Genomic DNA, 24998 nt, shown 5'->3' on the forward strand with positions numbered 1-24998 from the left:
ACTTGAATATCTGAAAGAGCCGGCCAGTGTGGGAGCGAGCCTGCTCGCGAAGGACGTCAGAACAACGCGTTTATCCAGCAAGTACGCGTTATCGTTTACGACCATCGCGAGCAGGCTCGCTCCCACAGAGAGCGGCCCGTCCACACCATCAGGCCGAAGCCTGACCTTCAGCCAGGAAGAACCAGGTTTCCAGCACGGAATCGGGGTTCAGCGAAACGCTTTCGATGCCCTGCTCCATCAGCCATTTGGCCAGATCAGGGTGGTCCGAAGGGCCCTGACCGCAAATGCCGATGTACTTGCCGGCCTTGTTGCAGGCCTGAATAGCATTGGCCAGCAGCTTCTTGACCGCAGGATTACGCTCGTCGAACAGGTGCGCGATGATCCCGGAGTCACGGTCCAGACCCAGTGTCAGCTGAGTCAGGTCGTTGGAGCCGATGGAGAAACCGTCGAAGAACTCGAGGAACTCTTCAGCCAGGATCGCGTTGGACGGCAGCTCGCACATCATGATGATGCGCAGACCATTCTCGCCGCGAGCCAGACCATTTTCGGCCAACAGATCGATCACTTGGCTGGCTTCGCCGAGGGTACGAACGAACGGCACCATGATTTCAACGTTGGTCAGGCCCATCTCGTTGCGCACGCGCTTGAGGGCGCGGCACTCGAGCTCAAAGCAGTCGCGGAACGATTCGCTGATGTAACGCGAAGCGCCACGGAAGCCCAGCATCGGGTTTTCTTCTTCCGGCTCGTAGAGTTTGCCGCCGATCAGGTTCGCGTATTCGTTGGACTTGAAGTCCGACAGACGCACGATGACCTTTTTCGGGGTGAACGCAGCGGCCAGGGTGCTGATGCCTTCAACCAGTTTGTCGACATAGAAGTCAACAGGATCGTCGTAACCGGCGATGCGCTTGTCGACGCTGTCCTTGATTTCTTGCGGCAGGCCGTCGTAGTTCAACAGCGCTTTGGGGTGCACGCCGATCATGCGGTTGATGATGAATTCCAGACGGGCCAGGCCCACACCGGCGTTCGGTAGCTGCGCGAAGTCGAAGGCGCGGTCCGGGTTGCCGACGTTCATCATGATCTTGAACGGCAGATCCGGCATGGCATCCACGGAGTTTTTCTTGATGTCGAAACCCAATTCGCCTTCGAAGATGTAACCGGTGTCGCCTTCAGCGCAGGAAACGGTCACGCCCTGGCCGTCTTGCAACAGTTGGGTGGCGTTGCCGCAACCGACCACGGCCGGAATACCCAGCTCACGGGCGATAATCGCCGCGTGGCAGGTACGACCGCCACGGTTGGTGACGATGGCGCTGGCGCGCTTCATCACCGGTTCCCAGTCCGGGTCGGTCATGTCGGACACCAGGACATCGCCCGGCTGGACTTTGTCCATCTCGGACACATCCTTGATGATCCGCACTTTGCCGGCGCCGATGCGCTGGCCGATAGCGCGACCTTCCACCAGCACAGTGCCGGTTTCTTTCAGCAGGTAACGTTCCATGACGTTGGCCTGGGTGCGGCTTTTCACGGTTTCCGGACGAGCCTGCACGATGTAGAGCTTGCCGTCGTCGCCGTCTTTGGCCCATTCGATGTCCATCGGGCACTTGTAGTGCTTTTCGATGATCATCGCTTGTTTGGCCAGCTCGCTGACTTCAGCGTCGCTCAGGCAGAAACGTGCACGATCGGCCTTGTCCACGTCGATGGTCTTGACCGATTTACCGGCCGTGGCCACTTCGCCGTAGATCATCTTGATGGCTTTGCTGCCCAGGTTGCGACGCAGGATGGCCGGACGACCGGCTTGCAGCGTGCCTTTGTGGACATAGAATTCATCCGGGTTCACCGCGCCTTGTACGACGGTTTCACCCAGGCCGTAAGCGCCGGTGATGAACACCACGTCACGGAAGCCCGATTCGGTATCGAGGGTGAACATCACGCCGGCAGTGCCGGTTTCGGAGCGGACCATGCGCTGCACGCCGGCCGACAGGGCAACCAGCTTGTGGTCAAAGCCCTGGTGGACGCGGTAGGAAATCGCACGATCGTTGAACAGGGAAGCGAACACCTCTTTGGCGGCACGAATAACGTTTTCGACACCACGGATGTTCAGGAAGGTTTCCTGCTGACCGGCGAAGGAAGCGTCCGGCAAGTCTTCGGCGGTAGCGGAAGAGCGCACGGCCACGGCCATGTCAGGGTTGCCGGCCGACAGCGTGGCGAACGCAGTGCGGATCTCGGCGTTGAGCTTCTCGGGGAACTCGGCTTCCATGATCCATTGACGGATCTGGGCGCCGGTTTTGGCCAGGGCGTTGACATCGTCGACATCCAGCGCGTCGAGGGCGGCGTGGATCTGATCGTTCAGACCGCTCAGCTCCAGGAAATCACGATACGCCTGAGCTGTCGTGGCGAAGCCACCGGGCACCGATACACCGGCACCTGCAAGGTTACTGATCATCTCGCCCAGGGATGCGTTCTTGCCCCCCACATGCTCTACATCATGGACGCCGAGCTTATCGAGGGAAACTACGTACTCTACCAAGGTGATCTCTCCACTAACTGTGTTGGAAAAGCTCAGAAGCCGGCGACTCGGGGGAGCATTTGCCGGCTGTATGGCCTGGACCTGGAAAATAAGTGAGAATGCTGGCCACTGGCGGCCGACAAATCGCGCCTACTATATCCAAGAATCGTCACAAGTGTCCTGTGTTGCAAATGCGTTCTTTTTTGGCGAGTGACTGTTGTTGCCAGACAAGGCGCCGCGACGAGTCATAGCTGGCTATGGCGAGGAGCGGCAACGCAGTATGGCGGCCACAGGCGCCGTCAAAAAGGAACGCATTTGTGACACAGGACACTCACTTAAGGCCCAAGGTGCAAATGAAACGATCTGCTTTCTTTATCTCCGATGGCACGGGCATTACGGCCGAAACCCTCGGTCAAAGCCTGTTGGCGCAGTTCGAAAACATTACCTTCAGCAAAATCACGCGGCCCTACATCGACAACGCGGATAAAGCGCGGGCCATGGTACAACAAATCAACAAAGCCGCCGAAAACGATGGTTTTCGTCCGATTATTTTCGACACCATCGTCAATCAGGACATTCGTGAGATCCTCGCGACGTCGAATGGTTTCATGATCGACATTTTCTCGACCTTCCTGGCGCCACTGGAACAGGAACTGACCGAGCATTCTTCCTACACCGTCGGCAAATCCCACTCCATCGGTGGCAACTCCAATTACATGGAGCGCATCGAGGCGGTGAACTTCGCCCTCGACAACGACGACGGCGCCCGCACGCACTATTACGACAAAGCTGACCTGATACTAGTGGGTGTGTCGCGCTGTGGTAAAACCCCGACGTGTTTGTACATGGCCATGCAATTCGGCATCCGCGCGGCCAATTACCCGCTCACCGAAGACGACATGGAGCGCCTGCAACTGCCAACCGCCCTGCGCGCCCATCATCACAAGCTGTTCGGCCTGACCATCGACCCGGACCGCCTCACGGCGATTCGCAATGAGCGCAAGCCCAACAGCCGCTATTCGAGCTACGCGCAGTGCGAATTCGAAGTGCGCGAGGTGGAGAATCTGTTTCGCCGCGAGAACATTGCCCACATCAATTCCACGCATTTCTCGGTAGAAGAGATTTCGGCGAAGATTCTGGTGGAGAAAGGTGTGGAGCGGCGGTTCAAGTAGTTTTTCAGCGCCTGTCAGGCCGCCTTCGCGAGCAAGCCCGCTCCCACATTTGATCTGTGTCGTACACAAAGTCTGTGTTCGCTGAAGATCAAATGTGGGAGCGGGCTTGCTCGCGAAGAACGATAACCCGGTCTCCTAGATCACAAACAAATCCACAAACCGGTTCACCACCGTCTCCTCAAGCCGCGTCTGGTCCTTGCACAACGCAAAGATCTCGGCACTGCGCTGAGCCGTGAAGCGCGTCGCCAGGTTCGCCTTGAACTTGTCCTCCAGCAACGCAATACCCTCGGCGCGGCGACGGCGATGGCCGATCGGGTATTCCACCACCACGTTCTTGGTGCTGGAGCCGTCCTTGAAGAACACCTGCACCGCATTGGCGATGGAGCGTTTATCCGGCTCCAGGTATTCGCGGGTGAAACGCGGGTCTTCGACGATGACCATTTTGTCGCGCAGCACGTCGATGATCGGATGCACGGCGTGGAAATCGTCTTCATATTGCTCGGCCACCAGATTACCGAACACCAAGGGTACGGCGATCATGTACTGGATGCAGTGGTCGCGGTCCGCGGCGTTGGCCAGCGGGCCGACCTTGGAGATGATGCGGATCGCCGATTCGTGGGTGGTGATAACGATCCTGTCGATTTCGTGCAGGCGATTCCTGACCAAGGGGTGCAAGGTGACGGCGGCCTCGCAGGCAGTTTGCGCGTGAAACTCGGCGGGAAAGCTGATCTTGAACAGCACGTTTTCCATCACGTAGCTGCCGAACGACCGGGAGAAGCTGAAGGCACGTTTGTCTTCAGGCTTGAGCGCCAGATCGTTGTTGGTGTGGCTGAACAATACGTCGTAGAAACCCCATTGTTTGGCGGTCAGCACACCGGGAATACCCATCTCCCCGCGCATCGCAATGTCCGCCAGACGCACGCCACGACTGGACGCATCCCCCGCCGCCCAGGATTTACGCGACCCGGCATTGGGCGCATGCCGGTAAGTGCGAAGCGCCTGGCCGTCGGCAAAGGCATGGGACAACGCCGACAGCAGTTGCTCACGATTGGCACCCATGAGCTTGGCGGTGACGGCGGTCGAGGCGACTTTCACCAGGATGACGTGATCGATACCGACACGATTGAAGGAATTTTCCAGCGCGATCACGCCTTGAATCTCATGCGCCATGATCATCGCTTCCAACACCACGCGAATGGTCAGCGGTGCATCGCCATTGGCCAGGCGCTTTTGCGACAGGTGGTCAGCCACCGCGAGAATGGCGCCGAGGTTATCGGACGGATGACCCCATTCGGCGGCGAGCCAGGTGTCGTTGTAATCGAGCCAGCGAACGATGCAACCGATGTCCCACGCCGCTTTGACCGGATCGAGACGGTAACTGGTGCCCGGCACGCGAGCACCGAAGGGAACGACCGTGCCTTCGACGATGGGGCCCAGGTGTTTGGTGCATTCGGGAAAACGCAGCGCCAACAGACCGCAGCCGAGGGTGTCCATCAGGCAATTGCGGGCGGTATCCAGCGCTTCCGGAGATTCGATTTTGAAGTTGAGGACGTAGTCAGCGATGTCCTGCAGGACCGTGTCGTAGTCGGGGCGGTTGTTCAGGTCGACGTTGGCGCTCATGTTCGATTCACTCGGTCAGTGGTTCGCTGATGGGACCTCGGTTCAGGATCAATCTTAGTTGGTGACGCTATTCTTGTTATTGAAATGCAATTAACTGTGGGAGCGGGCTTGCTCGCGAAGAGGGAGTGTCAGTCGAAATCAATATTGCCTGATATACCGCCTTCGCGAGCAAGCCCGCTCCCACATTGGCTCAGTGTCGGGTTAGAAAGAATCCCCCGGCACGCGGACGTAACCTTCCATCAACACCCGCGCACTGCGGCTCATGATGGCTTTTTTCACAGTCCATTCACCGTTGACCTGGCTGGCCTCGGCCCCCACGCGCAACGTGCCTGAGGGATGACCGAAGCGCACGGCGTTGCGTTCGATGCCGCCCGCCGCCAGGTTCACCAACGTGCCGGAAATTGCCGCCGCCGTGCCGATGGCCACCGCTGCCGTGCCCATCATCGCGTGGTGCAGTTTGCCCATGGACAGCGCGCGCACCAGCAAATCAATATCGGTGGCGGCGATCTTTTTGCCGCTGGAGGCAATGTAATCCGCCGGTTTGGCGACGAACGCCACCTTCGGTGTGTGCTGACGCTTGGCCGCTTCGTCCAGATGCTGAATCAGCCCCATGCGCAACGCGCCGTAAGCGCGGATGGTTTCGAACATCGCCAGGGCCTTCAGGTCGCCGTTGATCGCGCCCTGCAATTCGGTACCGGTGTAACCGATGTCTTCGGCATTGATGAAAATGGTCGGGATGCCAGCGTTGATCAGGGTCGCCTTGAGCGTACCGACGCCTGGCACTTCGAGATCATCCACCAGATTGCCGGTGGGGAACATCGCCCCCCCTTCACCCTCTTCTTCCGCCGCCGGGTCGATGAATTCGAGCTGCACTTCGGCCGCCGGAAAGGTCACGCCGTCGAGTTCGAAATCGCCTGTTTCCTGCACCTCACCGTTGGTGATCGGTACGTGGGCGATGATGGTCTTGCCGATATTGGCCTGCCACACGCGCACCACCGCCACGCCGTTGTGCGGAATGCGGCTGGCGTCCACCAGGCCATTGCTGACCGCGAACGAACCGACTGCCGCCGACAAGTTGCCGCAGTTGCCACTCCAGTCGACGAAAGGCTTGTCGATGGAGACCTGACCGAACAGGTAATCGACGTCATGGTCGGCCTTGAGGCTTTTCGACAGGATCACGGTTTTGCTGGTGCTGGACGTCGCACCGCCCATGCCGTCGATTTGCTTGTCGTATGGGTCGGGACTGCCGATCACTCGCAGCAACAACGCATCGCGAGCCGAGCCGGGAATCTGTGCCGCTTCGGGCAGGTCTTTCAGGCTGAAGAACACGCCTTTGCTGGTGCCGCCGCGCATGTAGGTAGCAGGAATCTTGATCTGGGGTGTGTGAGCCATATAGATCCTTATCGGCCAGCGCGGGGCTTAACCCCCCGCGCGGCTCGTCGTGTTAAACGGCAACCGCCGATTCTTCGAGGAAGTCCTGAGCGAAACGCTGCAACACGCCGCCGGCCTCGTAGATCGACACTTCTTCGGCGGTGTCGAGGCGGCAGGTCACCGGCACTTCGACGCGTTCGCCATTCTTGCGATTGATCACCAGCGTCAGCGTCGCACGCGGGGTGCGGTCGCCGATCACGTCGTAGGTTTCGCTGCCGTCGATGGCCAGGGTGTGACGGTCGGTGCCCGGCTGGAACTCCAGCGGCAACACGCCCATGCCCACCAGGTTGGTGCGGTGGATGCGCTCGAAACCTTCAGCGGCGATCGCTTCCACACCCGCCAGACGCACACCTTTGGCTGCCCAGTCGCGGGACGAACCCTGGCCGTAGTCGGCACCGGCGATGATGATCAGCGGCTGCTTGCGCTCCATGTAGGTTTCGATGGCTTCCCACATGCGCATGACCTGGCCTTCCGGCTCGACCCGCGCCAGGGAACCCTGCTTGACCTTGCCGTTTTCCTGAACCATTTCGTTGAACAGTTTAGGGTTGGCGAAGGTCGCGCGCTGCGCGGTCAAATGGTCGCCGCGGTGAGTGGCGTAGGAGTTGAAGTCTTCTTCCGGCAGGCCCATTTTCGCCAGGTATTCACCGGCTGCGCTGTCGAGCATGATCGCGTTGGAAGGCGACAGGTGATCGGTGGTGATGTTGTCCGGCAGCACCGCCAACGGGCGCATACCCTTGAGCGGACGAGCGCCGGCCAGCGCGCCTTCCCAGTACGGCGGACGGCGGATATAGGTGCTCATCTCGCGCCAGTCATACAGCGGCGCGACCTTCGGACCGGTGTCTTCGTGGATCGCGAACATCGGGATGTACACCTGACGGAACTGCTCCGGTTTCACCGAGGCCTTGACCACCGCGTCGATTTCTTCGTCGCTCGGCCAGATGTCTTTCAGGCGGATTTCCTTGCCATCGACCATGCCCAGCACATCTTTTTCGATGTCGAAACGAATGGTCCCGGCGATGGCATAAGCCACCACCAATGGCGGCGAAGCCAGGAACGCGTTTTTGGCGTACGGGTGAATTCGGCCGTCGAAGTTGCGGTTGCCTGACAGCACAGCGGTGGCGTACAGGTCGCGGTCAATGATCTCTTGCTGAATCACCGGGTCAAGTGCGCCGGACATGCCGTTGCAGGTGGTGCAAGCGAACGCCACGACGCCGAAACCGAGTTGCTCCAGTTCGGAGGTCAGGCCGGCTTCGTCCAGGTACAGCGCCACGGTTTTCGAACCCGGCGCCAGCGAGGATTTAACCCACGGCTTGCGGCTCAGCCCGAGCTTGTTGGCGTTGCGCGCCAGCAGGCCGGCGGCAATGACATTGCGTGGGTTGCTGGTGTTGGTGCAACTGGTGATGGCGGCGATGATCACCGCGCCATCCGGCATCTGGCCGGGCACGTCGTCCCACTGGCCGGAGATACCTTTGGCGGCCAGATCCGAAACCGCCACACGGGCGTGCGGGTTGCTCGGGCCGGCCATGTTGCGCACGACGCTGGACAGGTCAAACGTCAAGCCGCGCTCGTATTGCGCCCCCTTGAGGCTGTCAGCCCAGAGACCGGTCTGCTTGGCGTAACTCTCGACCAACTGCACTTGCTCGTCTTCACGGCCGGTGAGTTTCAGGTAGTCGATGGTCTGCTGATCGATGTAGAACATTGCCGCCGTGGCGCCGTATTCCGGGGCCATGTTGGAGATGGTCGCGCGGTCGCCCAAGGTCAGCGCCGAAGCACCTTCACCGAAGAATTCCAGCCACGCGCCGACGACTTTTTGTTTGCGCAGGTATTCGGTCAGCGCCAGCACCATGTCGGTGGCGGTGATGCCCGGTTGCAGCTTACCGGTCAGCTCGACACCGACGCTTTCCGGCAGACGCATCCACGATGCGCGACCAAGCATCACGCTCTCCGCTTCCAGGCCACCAACACCAATGGCGATCACGCCCAGCGCATCGACGTGCGGGGTGTGACTGTCGGTGCCGACGCAGGTATCGGGGAAGGCCACGCCGTCGCGCACCTGAATCACCGGCGACATTTTCTCCAGGTTGATCTGGTGCATGATTCCATTGCCCGGCGGGATCACGTCGACGTTCTTGAAGGCTTTTTTGGTCCAGTTGATGAAGTGGAAACGGTCTTCATTTCGACGGTCTTCAATGGCGCGGTTCTTCTCGAACGCTTCCGGGTCGAAGCCGCCACGCTCGACGGCCAGCGAGTGGTCGACGATCAACTGAGTCGGCACCACCGGGTTCACTTGCGCCGGATCGCCGCCTTGCAGGGCGATGGCGTCGCGCAGGCCGGCGAGGTCGACCAAGGCAGTCTGGCCAAGAATGTCGTGGCATACCACGCGGGCGGGGAACCATGGGAAGTCGAGATCGCGTTTGCGCTCGATGAATTGTTTGAGCGATTCGGTGAGCGTGGCCGGGTCGCAGCGACGCACCAGGTTTTCCGCCAGCACGCGGGAGGTGTACGGCAGGGTGTCATAGGCGCCAGGCGAAATGGCATCGACTGCCGCGCGGACGTCGAAATAATCCAGATGGCTGCCGGGCAGCGGTTTGCGGAATTCAGTGTTCATCGTCAGGACTCGGTCACGGTGGTTACAAAAGGTGGGGCCTGGCGCGGCTACTGAACTGAACCCAATCTAATGTGGGAGCGGGCTTGCTCGCGAAAGCGGTGTGTCAGTCGACATCAATGTTGGATGTCAGTCCGTCTTCGCGAGCAAGCCCGCTCCCACACTGGTTCCCGGTTCATTCAGTAACCAGCGCGGTAGCCCCCACCATTCAGCGTTGTTCGATTGGCACGAACTTGCGCTGTTCGACGCCGACGTATTCGGCGCTCGGACGGATGATGCGGTTATTGGCGCGCTGTTCGAACACGTGTGCAGCCCAGCCGGTCAGGCGCGAGCAGACGAAGATTGGCGTGAACAACTTGGTCGGAATGCCCATGAAGTGGTACGTCGACGCATGGTAGAAGTCGGCGTTCGGGAACAGTTTTTTCTGTTCCCACATGGTCTTGTCGATGGCTTCGGACACCGGGAACAGCACCGTGTCGCCCACTTCGTCGGCGAGCTTTTTCGACCAGGCCTTGATCACCTCGTTGCGTGGATCGTTGTCCTTATAGATCGCGTGGCCGAAGCCCATGATCTTGTCCTTGCGCTCGAGCATGCCGAGAGTGCCTTTGATCGCCTCTTCCGGCGACGAAAAGCGCTCGATCATTTCCATCGCCGCTTCGTTGGCGCCGCCATGCAGCGGGCCGCGCAGGGAGCCGATGGCCGCCGTGATGCAGGAATACAGATCCGACAGCGTCGAGGCGCACACCCGGGCGGTGAAGGTCGAGGCGTTGAACTCGTGTTCGGCGTAGAGGATCAGCGAAACGTTCATCACCTTGACGTGCAACTCGCTCGGCTTCTTGTCGTGCAGCAGGTGCAGGAAATGGCCGCCGATGCAGGCTTCGTCGGTCACGCAATTGATGCGTTTGCCGTCGTGGCTGAAGCGATACCAGTAGCACATGATCGCCGGGAACGCGGCCAACAGGCGGTCGGTTTTGTCGTGCTGCTCGGAGAAGTCTTTCTCCGGCTCGATGTTGCCCAGAAACGAGCAACCGGTGCGCATCACGTCCATCGGATGGGCGTCGGCGGGGATGCGCTCCAGCACTTCTTTCAGCGCTTGCGGCAGGTCGCGCAGCTTGCTCAGTTTCTCGGTGTAGGCAGCCAGTTGCGTTTTGGTTGGCAGCTCGCCGTACAGCAGCAGGTAAGCCACTTCTTCGAATTGTGCGTCAGCCGCCAGTTCGCGAACATCGTAGCCGCGATAGGTCAGGCCGGCGCCCGACTGGCCCACGGTGGACAGTGCGGTTTGCCCGGCAACCTGGCCACGGAGCCCGGCGCCACTGAGTACTTTTGCTTCGGCCATTGCTGTCTCCAGTTTTTCTTGAATTTGTCAGGGAATCGGCAAATTGTGTTTCATCAGGTTCTTTGTGATGCCGAAAGATCGCAGCCTCGCTTCGCTCGACAGCTCCTACATTGACCGCGTTCGACAACAGCCCTGTAGGAGCTGTCGAGTGAAACGAGGCTGCGATCTTTTGATCTTTTGTTCTTTATTTCTTCGCGGCGAACAACGCATCGAGCTTCTGCTCGAAGGTGTGGTAATCGATGCGATCGTAAAGCTCCATGCGCGTCTGCATGGTGTCGATAACGTTCTGTTGCGTGCCGTCGCGGCGGATCGCGGTGTAGACGTTTTCCGCAGCTTTGTTCATGGCACGGAACGCCGACAGCGGATACAGCACAAGGGACACGTCGGCGGCAGCAAGCTGCTCGGTGGTGTACAGCGGTGTCGCGCCGAATTCGGTGATGTTGGCCAGGATCGGCGCTTTCACGCGGCTGGCGAACAGCTTGTACATCTCAAGCTCGGTGATCGCTTCCGGGAACACCATGTCGGCACCGGCCTCGATGCACGCCGCGGCGCGATCCAGCGCAGATTCAAGACCTTCCACCGCCAGCGCATCAGTGCGGGCCATGATCACGAAGCTGTCATCGGTGCGAGCATCGACGGCCGCTTTGATGCGGTCGACCATTTCCTGCTGCGAGACGATCTCTTTATTAGGACGGTGACCGCAGCGCTTGGCGCCAACCTGGTCTTCGATGTGAATCGCCGCCGCGCCGAACTTGATCATCGACTTCACGGTACGGGCGACGTTGAACGCCGAAGAACCGAAACCGGTGTCCACGTCCACCAACAGTGGCAAGTCGCAGACGTCAGTGATGCGACGCACGTCGGTCAGCACGTCATCCAGACCGGTAATCCCCAGGTCCGGCACGCCGAGGGAGCCAGCAGCCACCCCGCCACCCGACAGGTAAATAGCCTTGAAACCGGCGCGCTTGGCCAGCAGTGCGTGGTTGGCGTTGATCGTGCCGACCACTTGCAGCGGATGTTCGCTGGCGACCGCATCGCGGAAACGCTGGCCTGGAGTGCTCTTGTTGGAACTCATGACTCACCTCGTTCAGTGGCTGTCGGGTTAGCGCCGTCCTGATAGTGACGGGCGATATTGCGTTTGGAGGCGCCGATGTGACGGCGCATCAACAACTCGGCCAATTCACCGTCACGGTCGGCGATGGCATCGAGAATTCGGTGGTGTTCGGCAAATGCCTGGCGCGGCCGATTGGGTGTGGTGGAAAACTGGATGCGGTACATGCGCACCAGCTGATAGAGCTCACCGCACAGCATCTGGGTCAGGGTGCGGTTGCCGCTGCCCTGGATGATCCGGTAATGAAAGTCGAAATCGCCTTCCTGCTGGTAGTAACCGACACCGGCCTGAAACGCCGCATCGCGCTCGTGGGTTTCGAGCACCCGGCGCAGTTCGTCGATTTCTTCGACCGTCATGCGTTCAGCCGCCAGACGGCACGCCATGCCTTCCAGGGATTCGCGAATTTCGTAGAGCTCCAGCAGTTCGGCGTGGCTCAGCGACACCACCCGCGCGCCGACGTGCGGCACGCGAACCAGCAGGCGCTGGCCTTCCAGACGGTGAATCGCCTCACGCAGCGGCCCGCGGCTAATGCCGTAGGTGCGCGCCAGCTCCGGCTCGGAGATCTTGCTCCCCGGGGCGATCTCGCCTTTGACGATGGCCGCCTGAATGCGTCGGAAGACGTTTTCGGAAAGTGTTTCCGAGTCGTCCTGAATCGTGACCGGGGGATCGAGTTGATCCAACATATTGTCGACACCTTGAAAACCAATGCCGCAAAAACTAGCGAATATGGCCGGTCACGTCAAAGGATAATTCTATATTGTCGACAATCGTCTAATAACCACCCTGCACCATAAGGAAGCAACACCTCAAGTTATAGCCGTCGGCCAGCGCTGGCGCCATAAACCCACCGTGCTAGAATGCCGCCCGCATTTGCTTGTCATCTGCATTGCCTGTCATAAAAAACAGATAGGCATACGAGGGAGCTTGTGCAGCAATGCCAGGGCCTTGAATTGAAGAACGGACCGCTGCGCACCAGGATTTATGAGACTCAAGCCCTTCACCACATTCCTTTGTCTTTTTGGCCTGCCAGGTTTCGCCGCGGCAGGGGAAAAGACTGTGTACGGCCTCAATGAGTACGCTTCGCTGGACGGCATCAATCTGGAAGTCGCCGCCAAACTCGACACCGGGGCGAAAACCGCTTCGCTGAGTGCCCGCGACATCAAACGTTTCAAACGCAATGGCGAATCCTGGGTGCGTTTCTATCTGGCTATCGACGCCGCGCATTCGCACCCGATCGAACGACCGCTGGCCCGTGTCAGCAAGATCAAGCGCCGGGCCGGTGACTACGACCCGGAAGAAGGCAAAAAGTACACCGCCCGTCCGGTCATCGAGCTGGATATTTGCATGGGTTCGGCTTTACGCAGCATCGAAGTGAACTTGACCGACCGCAGTGCCTTCCAATACCCGCTCCTGATCGGCTCCGAAGCGCTCAAACGCTTCGATGCGCTGGTCGACCCCAGTCTTAAATACGCTGCTGGCAAACCCGCCTGCGCCACCGACGCACATACCGCAGAGTAATTCCAATGCGCGCTCTTACCCTCCATCTGAAACTGCTGATCGCCATCCTGGTGGTGCTGGGCATTTCAGTTACGGCCTATCAGATTTTCGTGCTCGGAATTCCGGTGACCGAAGACGCTACCGACGACTTGTGGAACATCGACGCCAAGGTCGAGTTCGTCGCCAATGCCAAGGATCCGATCAAAATCCAGATGTTCGTGCCACCGCTGAGCCGCGACTACGTGAGCCTCAACGAGAGTTTCATTTCCAATAATTACGGCGTGGCGGTGAACCGTGTCGATGGCAACCGCAAAGTCACCTGGTCGGCGCGTCGGGCCAAAGGCAATCAGACCCTTTATTACCGACTGGTGCTGACCAAGCGCTACAGCGGCGAAAAATCCAAGGTCAAAGGTCCGACCTTCCGCGACAGCATCGCCGTCGAAGGCCCGGAGAAAATCGCCGCCGAAGCCCTGCTCGCGCCGATCCGCCAACACTCGGCCGACGTCGAAACCTTCATCGGCGAAGCCATCAAGCGCGTCAACAACCTTAATGACGACAACGTGAAACTGCTGCTGGGCGGCGATCCGTCCACCGCGAACAAAGCCAAAATCGTCGAGTTGGTACTGTCCATCGCCCACGTGCCGATCGAAAAGGTCCACACCATCCGCTTGGTGGCCGATCAACCCCAGATGCCTGAACTCTGGTTGCGCAGCTTCAACGGCACCGACTGGCTGTACTTCAACCCGGAAACCGGCGAACAGGGCCTGCCCACCGACCGTTTGCAGTGGTGGACCGGCGATGAAAACCTGATCACCGTCGATGGCGGCAAAAAAGCCAACGTCACCTTCAGCCTTAACAACAGCGAAATGAACGCCATTCGCCTGGCCAAGCTGACCGACGAAAACTCCGACGCCAACTTCCTTGATTACTCGCTGTACGGCCTGCCGCTGGAAACCCAGCAAACCTTCATGATCATGGTGATGATCCCGATCGGCGTGCTGGTGATCCTGATCCTGCGCAATCTGATCGGCATTCAGACACTCGGCACCTTTACCCCGGTGCTGATCGCCCTCGCCTTCCGGGAAACCCAGCTCGGTTTCGGCATCGTGCTATTTACGATCATCACGACATTGGGCCTGTCGCTGCGCTCCTATCTTGAACATTTGAAGCTGCAAATGCTGCCGAGGCTATCGGTGGTGCTGACCTTCGTGGTGGTGCTGATCGCGGCGATCAGCCTGTTCAGCCACAAACTCGGCCTGGAACGCGGCTTGTCGGTGGCGCTGTTCCCGATGGTAATTCTGACCATGACCATCGAACGCCTGTCGATCACCTGGGAAGAGCGCGGGGGCGGCCATGCCATGAAAGTGGCGATCGGTACCCTGTTCGCCGCCTCTTTGGCGCATCTGATCATGAGCGTGCCTGAGCTGGTGTACTTCGTGTTCACCTTCCCGGCGATCCTGCTGATTCTGGTGGGCTTCATGCTGGCCATGGGTCGCTATCGCGGTTACCGCCTGACCGAGCTGGTGCGTTTCAAGGCTTTCCTGAAGAAGGTTGACGCCTGATGTTCGGTCTCTGGAAGACCTGGAAAGCCCTTGAGGCCCGGGGCATCATGGGGATCAATCGGCGCAACGCAGACTACGTGCTCAAGTACAACAAGCGCAGCCTGTACCCTATCGTCGATGACAAGATCATCACCAAGGAGCGCGCCATCGCCGCCGGCATTCATGTGCCGGAGCTGTACGGCGTGATCTCCACCGAGAAAGAAATCGACAACCTCGGCGAGATCATCGGCGGGCGTACCGATTTCGTGGTCAAACCGGCCCAGGGCGCCGGCGGCGACGGCATTCTGGTGATCGCCGACCGCTTCGAGGGTCGCTATCGCACGGTGTCGGGCAAGATCATCAGTCACGAGGAAATCGAGCACCAGATCTCCAGCATTCTGACCGGCCTGTACTCCCTGGGTGGTCACCGTGACCGCGCACTGATCGAATACCGCGTGACCCCGGACCAGATCTTCAAAAGCATCAGCTATGAAGGTGTGCCGGACATACGCATCATCGTGCTGATGGGCTATCCGGTGATGGCCATGTTGCGCCTGCCGACCCGCCAGTCTGGCGGCAAGGCCAACCTGCACCAAGGCGCCATCGGCGTCGGTGTCGACCTGGCCACCGGCCTGACATTGCGCGGCACCTGGCTGAACAACATCATTAACAAACACCCGGACACCACCAACGCCGTGGACGGCGTGCAACTGCCCTACTGGGACGGTTTCATGAAGCTCGCGGCCGGCTGCTATGAGCTGTGCGGGTTGGGTTACATCGGTGTCGACATGGTGCTCGACCAGGAGAAAGGGCCGCTGATTCTTGAGCTTAACGCCCGGCCCGGGTTGAACATTCAGATCGCCAATGACTGCGGGTTGACGTTGCGCACCCACGCAGTCGAAGCGCGACTGGAAGAATTGAAAGCGCGCGGGATAACCGAAACGGTGCAGGAACGCGTTGAGTTCGTTCAGGAAATGTTTGGGCATATTCCAGCGGTTGAGGGCTGATCCAAAACCGAGTCGCCCCCTTCGCGAGCAAGCCCGCTCCCACATTGGATCTTCGGCGTTACATATATCCAATGTGGGAGCGGGCTTGCTCGCGAAGACTGACTCCCAATCACCACAGCCCTCAACCCTGTCGCCAATCTGCCAATCCCCGACATACCCTCTAGGAGCAAATCCCGCAGAGGACTACAATCGCTCCCCCGCCTCGATGGCTGATCTGCCCCGCCCATGCTGACCTGTTCCGTACACCCGCTGCCCTATCGCGCCAACCCCGCCGAGTACTTCGCGGCGATTCGTCATGCCCCCGGTGCCGTGCTGCTCGACAGCGGCCGGCCGAGCGCCGAGCGTGGGCGTTATGACCTGCTCAGCGCCTGGCCGCTGGAACAACTGGCTGTGTTACCGGATGAAAGCGGCAGCCATTTCCTGCAACGCCTTCGCGACACTCTGAAGCGACTCGGTAAAGCCACTGTTCCTTTCGACCTGCCTTTCGCCGGTGGCCTGATCGGTTATCTGAGCTATGACTTCGGCCGGCATCTGGAAAACCTGCCGAGCCAGGCGCGGGACGACCTGCAATTGCCTGACGCACGTTTTGGACTGTACGACTGGGCCCTGATCAGCGATCACCACTTGGCCACCAGCCAACTGGTGTTCCACCCGGCGCTGATCGACAGCGAGCGGCAGCGGCTGCTCGAACTGTTCACGCAACCTGCACCTCAGAAAACCGAGCCTTTCAAACTCGACGGCCCGATGAGTGCCGACCTGAGCGCCGACGACTATCGACAAGCCTTCGAACGCATTCAGCAGTACATTCAGGCCGGCGACTGCTATCAGGTCAACTTCGCCCAGCGCTTTCGTGCGCAATGCCAGGGCGATCCATGGGCCGCGTACTGCGCGCTGCGGGCGGCGTGCCCGACACCTTTTTCCGGTTTCCAGAGCCTGCCCGACGGCGGCGCGGTGCTGAGCCTGTCGCCGGAGCGTTTCGTCAAAGTCAGTGAGCGCCACGTCGAAACCCGCCCGATCAAAGGCACCCGCCCCCGCGGTCTGACTGCAGTTGAAGATGCGGCGAACGCCGCCGAACTGCTGGCCAGCCCCAAGGACCGTGCGGAAAACCTGATGATCGTCGATTTGCTGCGCAACGACCTCGGCCGTACCTGCCGCATCGGCTCGGTGCGGGTGCCGGAGTTGTTCAGTCTGGAAAGCTATCCGAACGTGCATCACCTGGTGAGCAGCGTTACCGGCGAGCTGGCGAATGACAAGGATGCGCTGGACTTGATTGCCGGCAGCTTCCCCGGCGGCTCGATTACCGGCGCGCCGAAGATTCGTGCCATGCAGATCATCGATGAGCTGGAACCGACCCGTCGTGGATTGTATTGCGGTTCATTGCTGTACCTGGACGTGCGCGGCGAGATGGACAGCTCCATCGCCATCCGTAGTTTGCTGGTCAAGGATGGACAGGTGTGCTGCTGGGGTGGCGGCGGGATCGTCGCGGATTCGGACTGGCAGGCGGAATATCAGGAATCGATAACCAAGGTGAAGGTGCTGCTCGATACACTGCAAAACCTTTAAAAGAATCGCGGGCAAGCCCGCTCCCACAGGTTATGTGATCAACACAAATCCTGTGGGAGCGGGCTTGCCCGCGATGGGGCCCTCCCTGACGACTACAAACTCAACGCCCGGTTCGAAGCCTTGATGAACTCTTGCTTCAACTCCGCAAAGCTGTGCACCGCCGGGAACTGTGGAAACTCACGAATCACATTGTCCGGTGCATGGAACAGAATCCCGGCATCGGCCTCGCCCAGCATCGTCGTATCGTTGTAGGAATCCCCCGCCGCGATCACCCGGTAGTAGAGGCTCTTGAACGCCAATACCGACTGACGCTTGGGATCTTTCTGACGCAACTGATAGCCCGTGACCCGACCGGCATCGTCGGTAATCAGACGATGGCAAAGCAAGGTCGGAAAGCCCAGTTGACGCATCAGCGGCTGGGAGAATTCGTAAAAGGTGTCCGACAGAATCACCACCTGAAAGCGCTCACGCAGCCAGTCGACGAATTCGCTGGCGCCTTCCAGAGGCTTGAGCGTGGCGATCACTTCCTGAATGTCGGAAAGCTTCAGGCCGTGCTCGTCGAGAATCCGCAAGCGCTGCTTCATCAACACGTCGTAGTCGGGAATGTCCCGAGTGGTGGCCCTGAGGGAGTCGATCCCGGTTTTTTCGGCAAAGGCGATCCAGATTTCCGGGACCAGCACACCTTCAAGATCCAGACAGGCAATTTCCACAAGACACTCCCATTTTGTACTGTTTATTGAGTCGAGCGAGCAAAAGGACTGCCGAACTCTAGCGACTCGCCCTTCTCCGTGCAACGCAGAGGGCGCACCAGCCGCCGCAGGATTTTGTTACCATCAGGCACATATAGAGCGCCCAGCGCCACCGACCTGTAGGAAGCCGCCCTGATGAGCCCATCGTTCGATGTCGTGGAACTCGCCACGACCTATGCCAACAAATCCGCTCAGGACATCCTGAAACTCGCGTTCGCCGAGTTCGGCGATGACCTGTGGATATCTTTCAGCGGCGCCGAGGATGTGGTGCTGGTGGACATGGCCTGGAAGCTGAACAAGAACGTCAAGGTGTTCAGTCTCGACACCGGCCGCTTGCACCCCGAGACCTACCGCTTCATCGAGCAGGTGCGCGAGCACTACAAGATCGATATCGAAGTCGTGTCGCCGGACTACACCAAGCTCGAACCTTTCGTGAAGGAAAAGGGCCTGTTCAGTTTCTACAAGGACGGTCATGGCGAGTGCTGCGGTATCCGCAAGATCGAGCCGTTGCGTCGCAAGCTCTCGGGCGTAACCGCCTGGGCCACCGGCCAGCGTCGGGACCAGAGCCCGGGCACCCGCAGTGCGGTCGCGGTGCTGGAAATCGATACCGCGTTCTCCACCCCGGAACGCACCCTGTACAAATTCAACCCGCTGGCGCAAATGACCAGCGAAGAGATCTGGGGCTACATTCGCATGCTGGAGCTGCCGTACAACAGCCTGCATGAGCGCGGCTTCATCAGCATCGGCTGCGAGCCTTGCACCCGTCCGGTGTTGCCGAACCAGCATGAGCGCGAAGGTCGTTGGTGGTGGGAAGAAGCCACGCAGAAAGAATGCGGGCTGCATGCCGGGAACATCATCAGCAAATCCAAGGCTTAAAAAATCATAGTCTTAGACCGCGTTATCGTTCATCGCGGGCAAGCCACGCTCCCACAGGTTTTGTGTCGTTTACATCATTACTATACGACTCAAAACCCTGTGGGAGCGGGCTTGCTCGCGAAGGCCGCACCTCGGTTCTAAATCAGACTCACAGCGCACTGAACCGCTGCCCCAACCCCTGCTCCGCAAACTGCTCAATGATGAAATCGACAAACGCCCGGGTCTTGCCCGGTAGCAGTTTGTGTTCGGCGTAATAGATTGAGATGTTGCCGTCATCGACGTACCAGTCAGGCAACACCCGCTGCAACGTCCCCGCATCCAGATAACCCACGGCAAACGGCATGCTCACCAACGCAATGCCTAACCCCTGAGCCGCCGTGGCGCAGGCGGCTTCCGAATCGCTCATGGTCATCCGCGCCTTGAGCGTTAGCGGGCTGTGTTGCCGGGTGCGACTGGTCAACTGCCAGGAACGCACGCGTCCCGTCTGCGGCGAGCGTATCAAGATGCCGTCGTGGTATTTGAGGTCGTCAGGCTCGACGATCGCCTCGTATTTCGCGAGGTACTCGGCTGAAGCCACCAACACCCGATGGGCGGGCGTCAGCTTGCGCGCCACCACCCCTTGGGGCAGTTCGAATCCGCCACCAATCGCCGCATCGAATCCCTGGCCGATCAGGTCGACCTGGCGGTTATCGAAATGCCAGTCCGGGTTGATCGCCGGAAAGCGCTGCAGAAACTCGCCCAGCAACGGCACGATGTACAAACGCCCGAACACTGTGCCCATGCTGACTTTCAATGTGCCGGCGGGACGTCCTTCGGCGCTGGCCAGGTTGGCCACGGCATTCTGGATCGTGTGCAGGCTGGCGCTGACTTCGCCGAGAAACAGCTGACCGGCCTCAGTCAGCGTCAAGCTGCGCGTGCTGCGCTGGAAAAGCCGCACACCCAGTCGCGCCTCCAGCTTGGCAACGCTCTTGCCCACCGCCGCCGGCGTCAGGCTCAAGCGCCGCGCCGCTTCGGCGAAGCTGCCAACCTCGGCGCTACGCACGAAGCATTCGATACTGCTGAAGGTTTCCATAAGCGTCACTATAAACTTCTGGTTTACACAGACTATAGCAATGACGGTCTACCCGCGAAGTAGTGCGAAGCCGATACTCGACTCCAACAACAAGGCAGCCCGCCTTGAATTTCTGGAGATCGACATGACCACTCAACACCTCAGCGGTAAAGTAGCTCTGATTCAAGGCGGTTCACGCGGCATCGGTGCTGCCATCGTCAAACGCCTGGCCGCCGAAGGCGCTACCGTCGCCTTCACTTACGTCAGCTCTACCGCCAAAGCCGAAGAGTTGCAAAACAGCATCACCAGCGCCGGTGGCAACGCCCTGGCCATCAAGGCCGACAGCGCCGATGCCGTCGCGATTCGCAATGCCGTTAAGGTCACCGTCGAAGCCTTCGGTCGCCTGGACATCCTGGTCAACAACGCAGGCGTTCTGGCCGTCGCGTCGCTGGAAGACTTCAAACTCGAAGACTTCGACCAGACCCTGGCGATCAATGTGCGCAGTGTGTTCATCGCCACTCAGGAAGCCGCCAAACACATGACCGAAGGCGGTCGCATCGTCAACATTGGCAGCACCAATGCCGAGCGCATGCCCTTCGCCGGTGGTGGCCCGTACGCCATGAGCAAATCGGCGCTGGTCGGCTTGACCAAAGGCCTGGCCCGCGACCTCGGCCCACGGGGTATCACCATCAACAACGTGCAACCAGGCCCGGTCGACACCGACATGAACCCCGCCAGCGGCGACTTCGCTGAAAGCCTGATCCCGCTGATGGCCGTGGGTCGTTATGGAAGAGTGGAAGAAATCGCCAGCTTCGTCGCTTATCTGGTTGGCCCCGAAGCCGGCTACATCACCGGTGCCAGCCTGACCATCGACGGTGGTTTCGGCGCCTGATGCAGGTCACTGTGGGAGCGGGCTTGCTCGCGAAGGCGTCGTATCAGTCGACATTGATGTTGCCTGACACTCCCTCTTCGCGAGCAAGCCCGCTCCCACATCAGATAGGTGTCAAGCCCACTCAAGTGCCGGCAGGCCACATGCACCGGGCTTGAACGCCTTCAACGTACGAAGAATGCCATCGGCGTGTGCGTACTTTTCGTCGGCCATCGCCGCATCCGGGATCGCAATCGCCGTCATCCCCGCCGCTTTCGCCGCCGTGACACCGAACGGCGAATCCTCGAACACCAGGCAATCCCCGGGCGCGACACCCAGACGCCGCGCCGCCGTCAGGAAGATATCCGGCGCCGGTTTGGCCGCGCCCACTTCCGGGTCATCCGCGGTGACGATGAAGTCGAACAGCGCAAACCAGTCGCGGTGCAAGGTGGTTTTCTCGCCGAACGACTGACGTGAAGAACTGGTGCCCACCGCAATAGGAATGTTGTTGGCCTTCAAGTGCCTAACCAGTTCCTCTGCGCCAGGCATCGCCAGCGCCGTCGGAAAACGCTCGCGCATCAGCGGTTCGCGGATCACCAGAAACTCTTCGGCTGTAATTGGCAGGTCCAGCGCCTCGACCACATAGCGCGCCAGATCACCCGCGCCACGACCGATGATGTTCTGTTTGACGCTCCAGTCGAAGGTCCGGCCATAACGCCCGGCAATAATGGACGTGACCTCGGTGTAAATACCCTCGGTGTCCAGCAGCAAGCCGTCCATGTCGAATATCACGGCCTTGATCGGGCCGAACTCATCCAAGGGTGCATTCATCGCATCTGATCCGTTTTCTCATGACATCCCAGGAGCGGCTAAGGCACGCCGGGGTCGTGATGGATTAAAGGGTTCAGCAGCATAGCGAGCGCGGTTGGCAGAGAGCAACGGGCAATGCCTGGCGGACACAAAAAACTGTGTCGAGGACGCCCACGATGATTTAGCGACTTCCCCTACACCAAACACCTCTTTTCCCGACTTCTTTCCTCGTTGATCCCCCGCAAAGTCTTGCGCTCCAGATTAATCAGCGCGAGGGACTGCGAATGTTCGAACCTGACAAGGTCCTGGCCTTGAACAATGCCATCGGCTTGCTGGTGGTCGCCGCCATGAACCCCGAGCAGCCGGACATCGAAGCGTTGCTCGGTGATTTTCGACTCTGCCTCAACGACTACGAGGCCTGGGCGGAAAACTTCTGGACCGGTGGGGCACTGGATGTCGAGCAGGTGTTCAAGGTCGGCAACGAAGTCCGGCTCAGCGCACCGAAGAGCTCCACTACCCCTGTCAGTTCAACGCTCGCCATGTGCCCTGCCAGCGGTCCGTTGACCCTGGTTCATATGTTTGAGGCCGCGCGTTTCGTGCCGATCGGCGATACGCCGGTGATGCTCGAACCGGTTATCTCGCAGCGTAATGGTGAACTGACGTTCGGTGAGCCCGTTCACGAAACCATCGGCCCCAGCGGCATCCTCGAAATCCCCGACTGCTGGCGCGGCCAGCGTTATCGCATCACCTTCTTTCCCAATGTTTCCGCGGATCACGTCAAAGCACTCTATGCCTCCTATCAAGGCGTGATCGGCGAGCTGGAAGACTGGTTGCGCAATGAATGGTCGAGCGAATTCGAGCCTTTATGGGCAGGTTTCTCCGAGGCAACCTTCACTCAGCGCTACGGCCTGCTGCAACAGGCCGACTGGCGCGGCTTCGAGCGTTCGCTGCAGGGTTTGTGGGATGACGTGAAGCAGGTCTACGCCCTTCTGGCCGACCTGCAAACCAACAGCGAAAAACTCCTTGAGTACCTGACCCAAGGCGAGCTTGAGACGTTGCTGAATGCCTCGGCTGAAGCCATCGCCAATGTGTTGCTGATGTTGAGCGATGAACCGTTGATGTTCATCCATCTCGCGGCCTTTACCAGTTGGCTGAGGATGCTGCCGCCGCAGTACATCGCCGAAGTCGTGGCGCAAATTCGTACAGAACTGTTGATCAGTTTCTTGCTGGTGCGCCTCACCGGCCCTACGGGCCTGAAGCTCGGCATGAGCGCGAAAGTACTGGACAAGATCAAGTCCCGGCAGGCGCGACAGTGGTTGGCGGCGGCCAGTTTGCGACTGGCCGAACTGACGGCCAAATCTGACCTCACAGCCCACGCTGGCGCGCTCAAACCGCTCGTGGTCAGCGCGCGAAATGCACCGCTGAAACCTGCACCAACGGTTCCGCTACAGATCAGCGCCGGCGACTCACCGGTTGTGCAGGTGAACAATCCAGTCGCCATTGCTCGCGACAAGTCCGCGGCCATGACCCGGCTAGGCCGTCACGAACCTCACGACGATGAACCGAGTCAGGCGAAAAACCCCAACGACGACAGCGCCGATTGCGCGGCACTGACCTGCACCAACGGCTGCCCGGTGTCGATGGTCACCGGTGAAGAGCTGCTGACCCTGACCGATGGTTCGCTGGACGGGCTGCTGCCGTTTGCTTTTACCCGGTTGTACCGCACCAGCGCGGCGGAGGTCGATTGCGGGCTGGGCTGGGGCTGGAGCCATTCGCTGGCACAGCGGTTGGAGCTGGACGATGAACAGGTCGTCTGGATCGACCATGAAAACCGTCGCACCACCTTTCCGTTGCCGAGCGTCGAGCGCCCGGCGATTCATAACAGTCTGTCGCGGGCAGCGATTTACCTTGGGAATGAGTCGCAAGAGTTGATTCTCGCGTTGGCCGGCGAGACGAGCCGGTTCTATCACTTTCGAGAGGGTCGCTTGACGGCGATCAGCGACGCCTACAACAACCGCCTCCACATCACTCGCGACCGTCAGGATCGCATTCAACGCCTCGATAACGGCGCCGGTCGTTCCCTGCTGTTGCGCTACGAGCGCAGGCACCTCGTCGCCATTGAATATCAGTCGTTTCATCCCGCCGATGCCGTGGTTGAAGCCTGGCATACAGAGCAGATGCTGGTTTTCTATCGCTACGACGCCAGCCAACGCTTGATCGAAGCGACCAATGCCGCTGGTGAAAGCGAGCGTTACGACTACGACGACCAACACGTGATTCTGCAGCGTCAACTGGCCGGTGGCGCGAGTTTCTTCTGGGAGTGGGAAAAGTCCGGCAAGGCCGCGCGATGCGTGCGGCATTGGGCGTCGTTTTCCCAGATGGACACACGTTATGTCTGGGATGACCAGGGCAGCGTCACCGTCCAGAACATCGATGGCAGCGAAGAGGTTTATGTCCACGATGATCGGGCGCGGCTGGTGCGCCGGGTCGAGCTGGATGGCGGCGAACACCTTAAGGCCTACGACGACAATGGCCGGTTGGTAGCCGAGCAGGATCCGCTCGGGGCGGTCACTGAATACCGTTACGATGACGTCGGGCGGTTGGTCACGCTGGTTCCGCCGCAAGACGAGCCAACATCCTACGAATACCGCAATGGTTTCCTGCATGCATGCTATCGCGGCCAAGCGGCGTGGAAATACCAGCGCAATGCCCAGGGCGACGTCACCGAAGCCACCGATCCGGACGGCCAGGTCACTCACTATCAGCACGACGCTCAGGGGCGTTTGCTGTCGATCCGCTTCCCGGACAACAGCCGGCATGTCTTCATCTGGAACGGGCTGGGACAACTACTCGAAGAGACCTTGCCGGACGGTAGTCAGCGGCGCTTTTCCTACGATGCGCTAGGCCGACAGACGACCCGTCAGGACGAACACGGTGCCCTCACTCAGTACCAATGGGATGCCGTCGGGCGACTGGTTCAGGCGACACTTCCCACCGGCGCCACTCGCACCTTCAGTTACAACGCCTACGGCAAGATTACCGCCGAACGCGATGAGCTGGGCCGTGTCACGCGCTATGAATACGCCGACGATCTGCATCTGGTCAGCCGCCGGATCAACCCCGATGGCACACAACTGCGTTATCGCTACGACAACGCGCAGCTGTTGCTAACAGAAATTGAAAACGAATCCGGCGAAAAATATCGCCTGGACTACACGCCCAACGGCCTGATCCGACAGGAAACCGGCTTCGACGGCC

18 protein-coding genes are annotated in these 24998 nt (G+C 59.8%); 8 read left to right on the forward strand and 10 right to left on the reverse strand.

Annotated elements, in window-relative coordinates:
• Positions 1-148: 148 nt before the first annotated feature.
• Positions 149-2524, reverse strand: a complete 2376-nt coding sequence (gene ppsA, locus PMI36_RS07670; RefSeq protein ID WP_008074096.1) for a phosphoenolpyruvate synthase — start codon at positions 2522-2524, stop codon at positions 149-151.
• A 332-nt stretch (positions 2525-2856) separates the two neighbouring features.
• Between ppsA and ppsR the strand changes: the two genes are divergently transcribed.
• Positions 2857-3675 carry a posphoenolpyruvate synthetase regulatory kinase/phosphorylase PpsR gene (gene ppsR / locus PMI36_RS07665; protein WP_007902088.1) on the forward strand — a complete coding sequence of 273 codons (819 nt, stop codon included), beginning with the start codon at positions 2857-2859 and terminating at the stop codon, positions 3673-3675.
• 135 nt (positions 3676-3810) lie between these two features.
• On the opposite strand, the gene prpD is transcribed toward ppsR, so the two are convergent.
• The 6 genes from prpD to PMI36_RS07635 form a co-directional block, all read right to left on the reverse strand.
• Positions 3811-5295 (reverse strand): 2-methylcitrate dehydratase, encoded by a 1485-nt coding sequence (gene prpD, locus PMI36_RS07660; protein ID WP_008074097.1) that lies wholly within the window; start codon positions 5293-5295, stop codon positions 3811-3813.
• Between the two features lie 201 nt (positions 5296-5496).
• Positions 5497-6687: a 2-methylaconitate cis-trans isomerase PrpF gene (prpF, locus tag PMI36_RS07655; RefSeq protein ID WP_008074098.1), complete on the reverse strand. Its 1191-nt coding sequence runs from the start codon at positions 6685-6687 to the stop codon at positions 5497-5499.
• 52 nt (positions 6688-6739) lie between these two features.
• On the reverse strand, positions 6740-9334 hold the full coding sequence (gene acnD / locus PMI36_RS07650; RefSeq protein WP_008074099.1) for a Fe/S-dependent 2-methylisocitrate dehydratase AcnD: 2595 nt from the start codon (positions 9332-9334) through the stop codon (positions 6740-6742).
• 205 nt (positions 9335-9539) lie between these two features.
• A complete protein-coding gene (gene prpC, locus PMI36_RS07645; protein WP_007902092.1) occupies positions 9540-10667 on the reverse strand; it encodes a bifunctional 2-methylcitrate synthase/citrate synthase in 1128 nt (375 codons plus the stop codon).
• A 184-nt stretch (positions 10668-10851) separates the two neighbouring features.
• Positions 10852-11742 (reverse strand): methylisocitrate lyase, encoded by an 891-nt coding sequence (gene prpB, locus PMI36_RS07640; protein WP_007902093.1) that lies wholly within the window; start codon positions 11740-11742, stop codon positions 10852-10854.
• Positions 11739-12458 (reverse strand): GntR family transcriptional regulator, encoded by a 720-nt coding sequence (locus tag PMI36_RS07635; RefSeq protein ID WP_177319500.1) that lies wholly within the window; start codon positions 12456-12458, stop codon positions 11739-11741. The genes prpB and PMI36_RS07635 overlap by 4 nt, the downstream gene beginning before the upstream one ends.
• Before the next feature lie 301 nt (positions 12459-12759).
• On the opposite strand from PMI36_RS07635, the gene rloA reads away from it, so the two are divergent.
• The 4 genes from rloA to pabB all read left to right on the forward strand — a co-directional run bounded on the left by rloA (position 12760) and on the right by pabB (position 17386).
• Positions 12760-13296, forward strand: a complete 537-nt coding sequence (gene rloA / locus PMI36_RS07630) for a retropepsin-like aspartic peptidase RloA (protein WP_007902103.1) — start codon at positions 12760-12762, stop codon at positions 13294-13296.
• Between the two features lie 5 nt (positions 13297-13301).
• On the forward strand, positions 13302-14837 hold the full coding sequence (gene rloB / locus PMI36_RS07625) for an osmotic stress tolerance membrane protein RloB (protein ID WP_008074102.1): 1536 nt from the start codon (positions 13302-13304) through the stop codon (positions 14835-14837).
• Positions 14837-15823, forward strand: coding sequence for an alpha-L-glutamate ligase-like protein (locus tag PMI36_RS07620; protein WP_008074104.1), 987 nt, complete (start codon positions 14837-14839; stop codon positions 15821-15823). Before rloB ends, PMI36_RS07620 begins: the two co-directional genes overlap by 1 nt.
• Positions 15824-16048: 225 nt before the next feature.
• Positions 16049-17386, forward strand: a complete 1338-nt coding sequence (gene pabB / locus PMI36_RS07615; protein WP_008074128.1) for an aminodeoxychorismate synthase component I — start codon at positions 16049-16051, stop codon at positions 17384-17386.
• Positions 17387-17478: 92 nt separating this feature from the next.
• Here pabB and thrH read toward each other — a convergent pair whose 3' ends face one another.
• Entirely contained in the window at positions 17479-18096 is a 618-nt protein-coding gene (gene thrH, locus PMI36_RS07610; RefSeq protein WP_008074130.1) for a bifunctional phosphoserine phosphatase/homoserine phosphotransferase ThrH, read from the reverse strand.
• Positions 18097-18270: 174 nt separating this feature from the next.
• On the opposite strand from thrH, the gene PMI36_RS07605 reads away from it, so the two are divergent.
• Complete coding sequence (locus PMI36_RS07605) at positions 18271-19011, forward strand: phosphoadenylyl-sulfate reductase (protein ID WP_008074131.1); 741 nt, start codon at positions 18271-18273, stop codon at positions 19009-19011.
• A 148-nt stretch (positions 19012-19159) separates the two neighbouring features.
• On the opposite strand, the gene PMI36_RS07600 is transcribed toward PMI36_RS07605, so the two are convergent.
• Entirely contained in the window at positions 19160-20083 is a 924-nt protein-coding gene (locus tag PMI36_RS07600; RefSeq protein ID WP_008074133.1) for a LysR family transcriptional regulator, read from the reverse strand.
• A 124-nt stretch (positions 20084-20207) separates the two neighbouring features.
• On the opposite strand from PMI36_RS07600, the gene PMI36_RS07595 reads away from it, so the two are divergent.
• Positions 20208-20954 carry a 3-oxoacyl-ACP reductase family protein gene (locus tag PMI36_RS07595; protein ID WP_008074135.1) on the forward strand — a complete coding sequence of 249 codons (747 nt, stop codon included), beginning with the start codon at positions 20208-20210 and terminating at the stop codon, positions 20952-20954.
• Positions 20955-21065: 111 nt separating this feature from the next.
• On the opposite strand, the gene PMI36_RS07590 is transcribed toward PMI36_RS07595, so the two are convergent.
• Positions 21066-21761, reverse strand: coding sequence for an HAD-IA family hydrolase (locus tag PMI36_RS07590; protein WP_008074136.1), 696 nt, complete (start codon positions 21759-21761; stop codon positions 21066-21068).
• A gap of 263 nt (positions 21762-22024) precedes the next feature.
• On the opposite strand from PMI36_RS07590, the gene PMI36_RS07585 reads away from it, so the two are divergent.
• Positions 22025-24998, forward strand: a 2974-nt coding sequence (locus PMI36_RS07585) for a DUF6531 domain-containing protein (RefSeq protein ID WP_008074138.1), incomplete at its 3' end; no start/stop codon positions are given.

The sequence above is a fragment of the Pseudomonas sp. GM79 genome, assembly GCF_000282495.1.
GTDB lineage: Bacteria > Pseudomonadota > Gammaproteobacteria > Pseudomonadales > Pseudomonadaceae > Aquipseudomonas.

Bases quoted from the DNA above. Each gene is read 5' to 3' on its own strand.
- ppsR (WP_007902088.1), top strand. From the start codon at position 2,857: ATGAAACGATCTGCTTTCTTTATCTCCGATGGCACGGGCATTACGGCC.
- prpD (WP_008074097.1), bottom strand. From the start codon at position 5,295: ATGAGCGCCAACGTCGACCTGAACAACCGCCCCGACTACGACACGGTC.
- prpF (WP_008074098.1), bottom strand. From the start codon at position 6,687: ATGGCTCACACACCCCAGATCAAGATTCCTGCTACCTACATGCGCGGC.
- acnD (WP_008074099.1), bottom strand. From the start codon at position 9,334: ATGAACACTGAATTCCGCAAACCGCTGCCCGGCAGCCATCTGGATTAT.
- prpC (WP_007902092.1), bottom strand. From the start codon at position 10,667: ATGGCCGAAGCAAAAGTACTCAGTGGCGCCGGGCTCCGTGGCCAGGTT.
- prpB (WP_007902093.1), bottom strand. From the start codon at position 11,742: ATGAGTTCCAACAAGAGCACTCCAGGCCAGCGTTTCCGCGATGCGGTC.
- rloA (WP_007902103.1), top strand. From the start codon at position 12,760: ATGAGACTCAAGCCCTTCACCACATTCCTTTGTCTTTTTGGCCTGCCA.
- rloB (WP_008074102.1), top strand. From the start codon at position 13,302: ATGCGCGCTCTTACCCTCCATCTGAAACTGCTGATCGCCATCCTGGTG.
- PMI36_RS07620 (WP_008074104.1), top strand. From the start codon at position 14,837: ATGTTCGGTCTCTGGAAGACCTGGAAAGCCCTTGAGGCCCGGGGCATC.
- pabB (WP_008074128.1), top strand. From the start codon at position 16,049: ATGCTGACCTGTTCCGTACACCCGCTGCCCTATCGCGCCAACCCCGCC.
- PMI36_RS07605 (WP_008074131.1), top strand. From the start codon at position 18,271: ATGAGCCCATCGTTCGATGTCGTGGAACTCGCCACGACCTATGCCAAC.
- PMI36_RS07600 (WP_008074133.1), bottom strand. From the start codon at position 20,083: ATGGAAACCTTCAGCAGTATCGAATGCTTCGTGCGTAGCGCCGAGGTT.
- PMI36_RS07595 (WP_008074135.1), top strand. From the start codon at position 20,208: ATGACCACTCAACACCTCAGCGGTAAAGTAGCTCTGATTCAAGGCGGT.
- PMI36_RS07590 (WP_008074136.1), bottom strand. From the start codon at position 21,761: ATGAATGCACCCTTGGATGAGTTCGGCCCGATCAAGGCCGTGATATTC.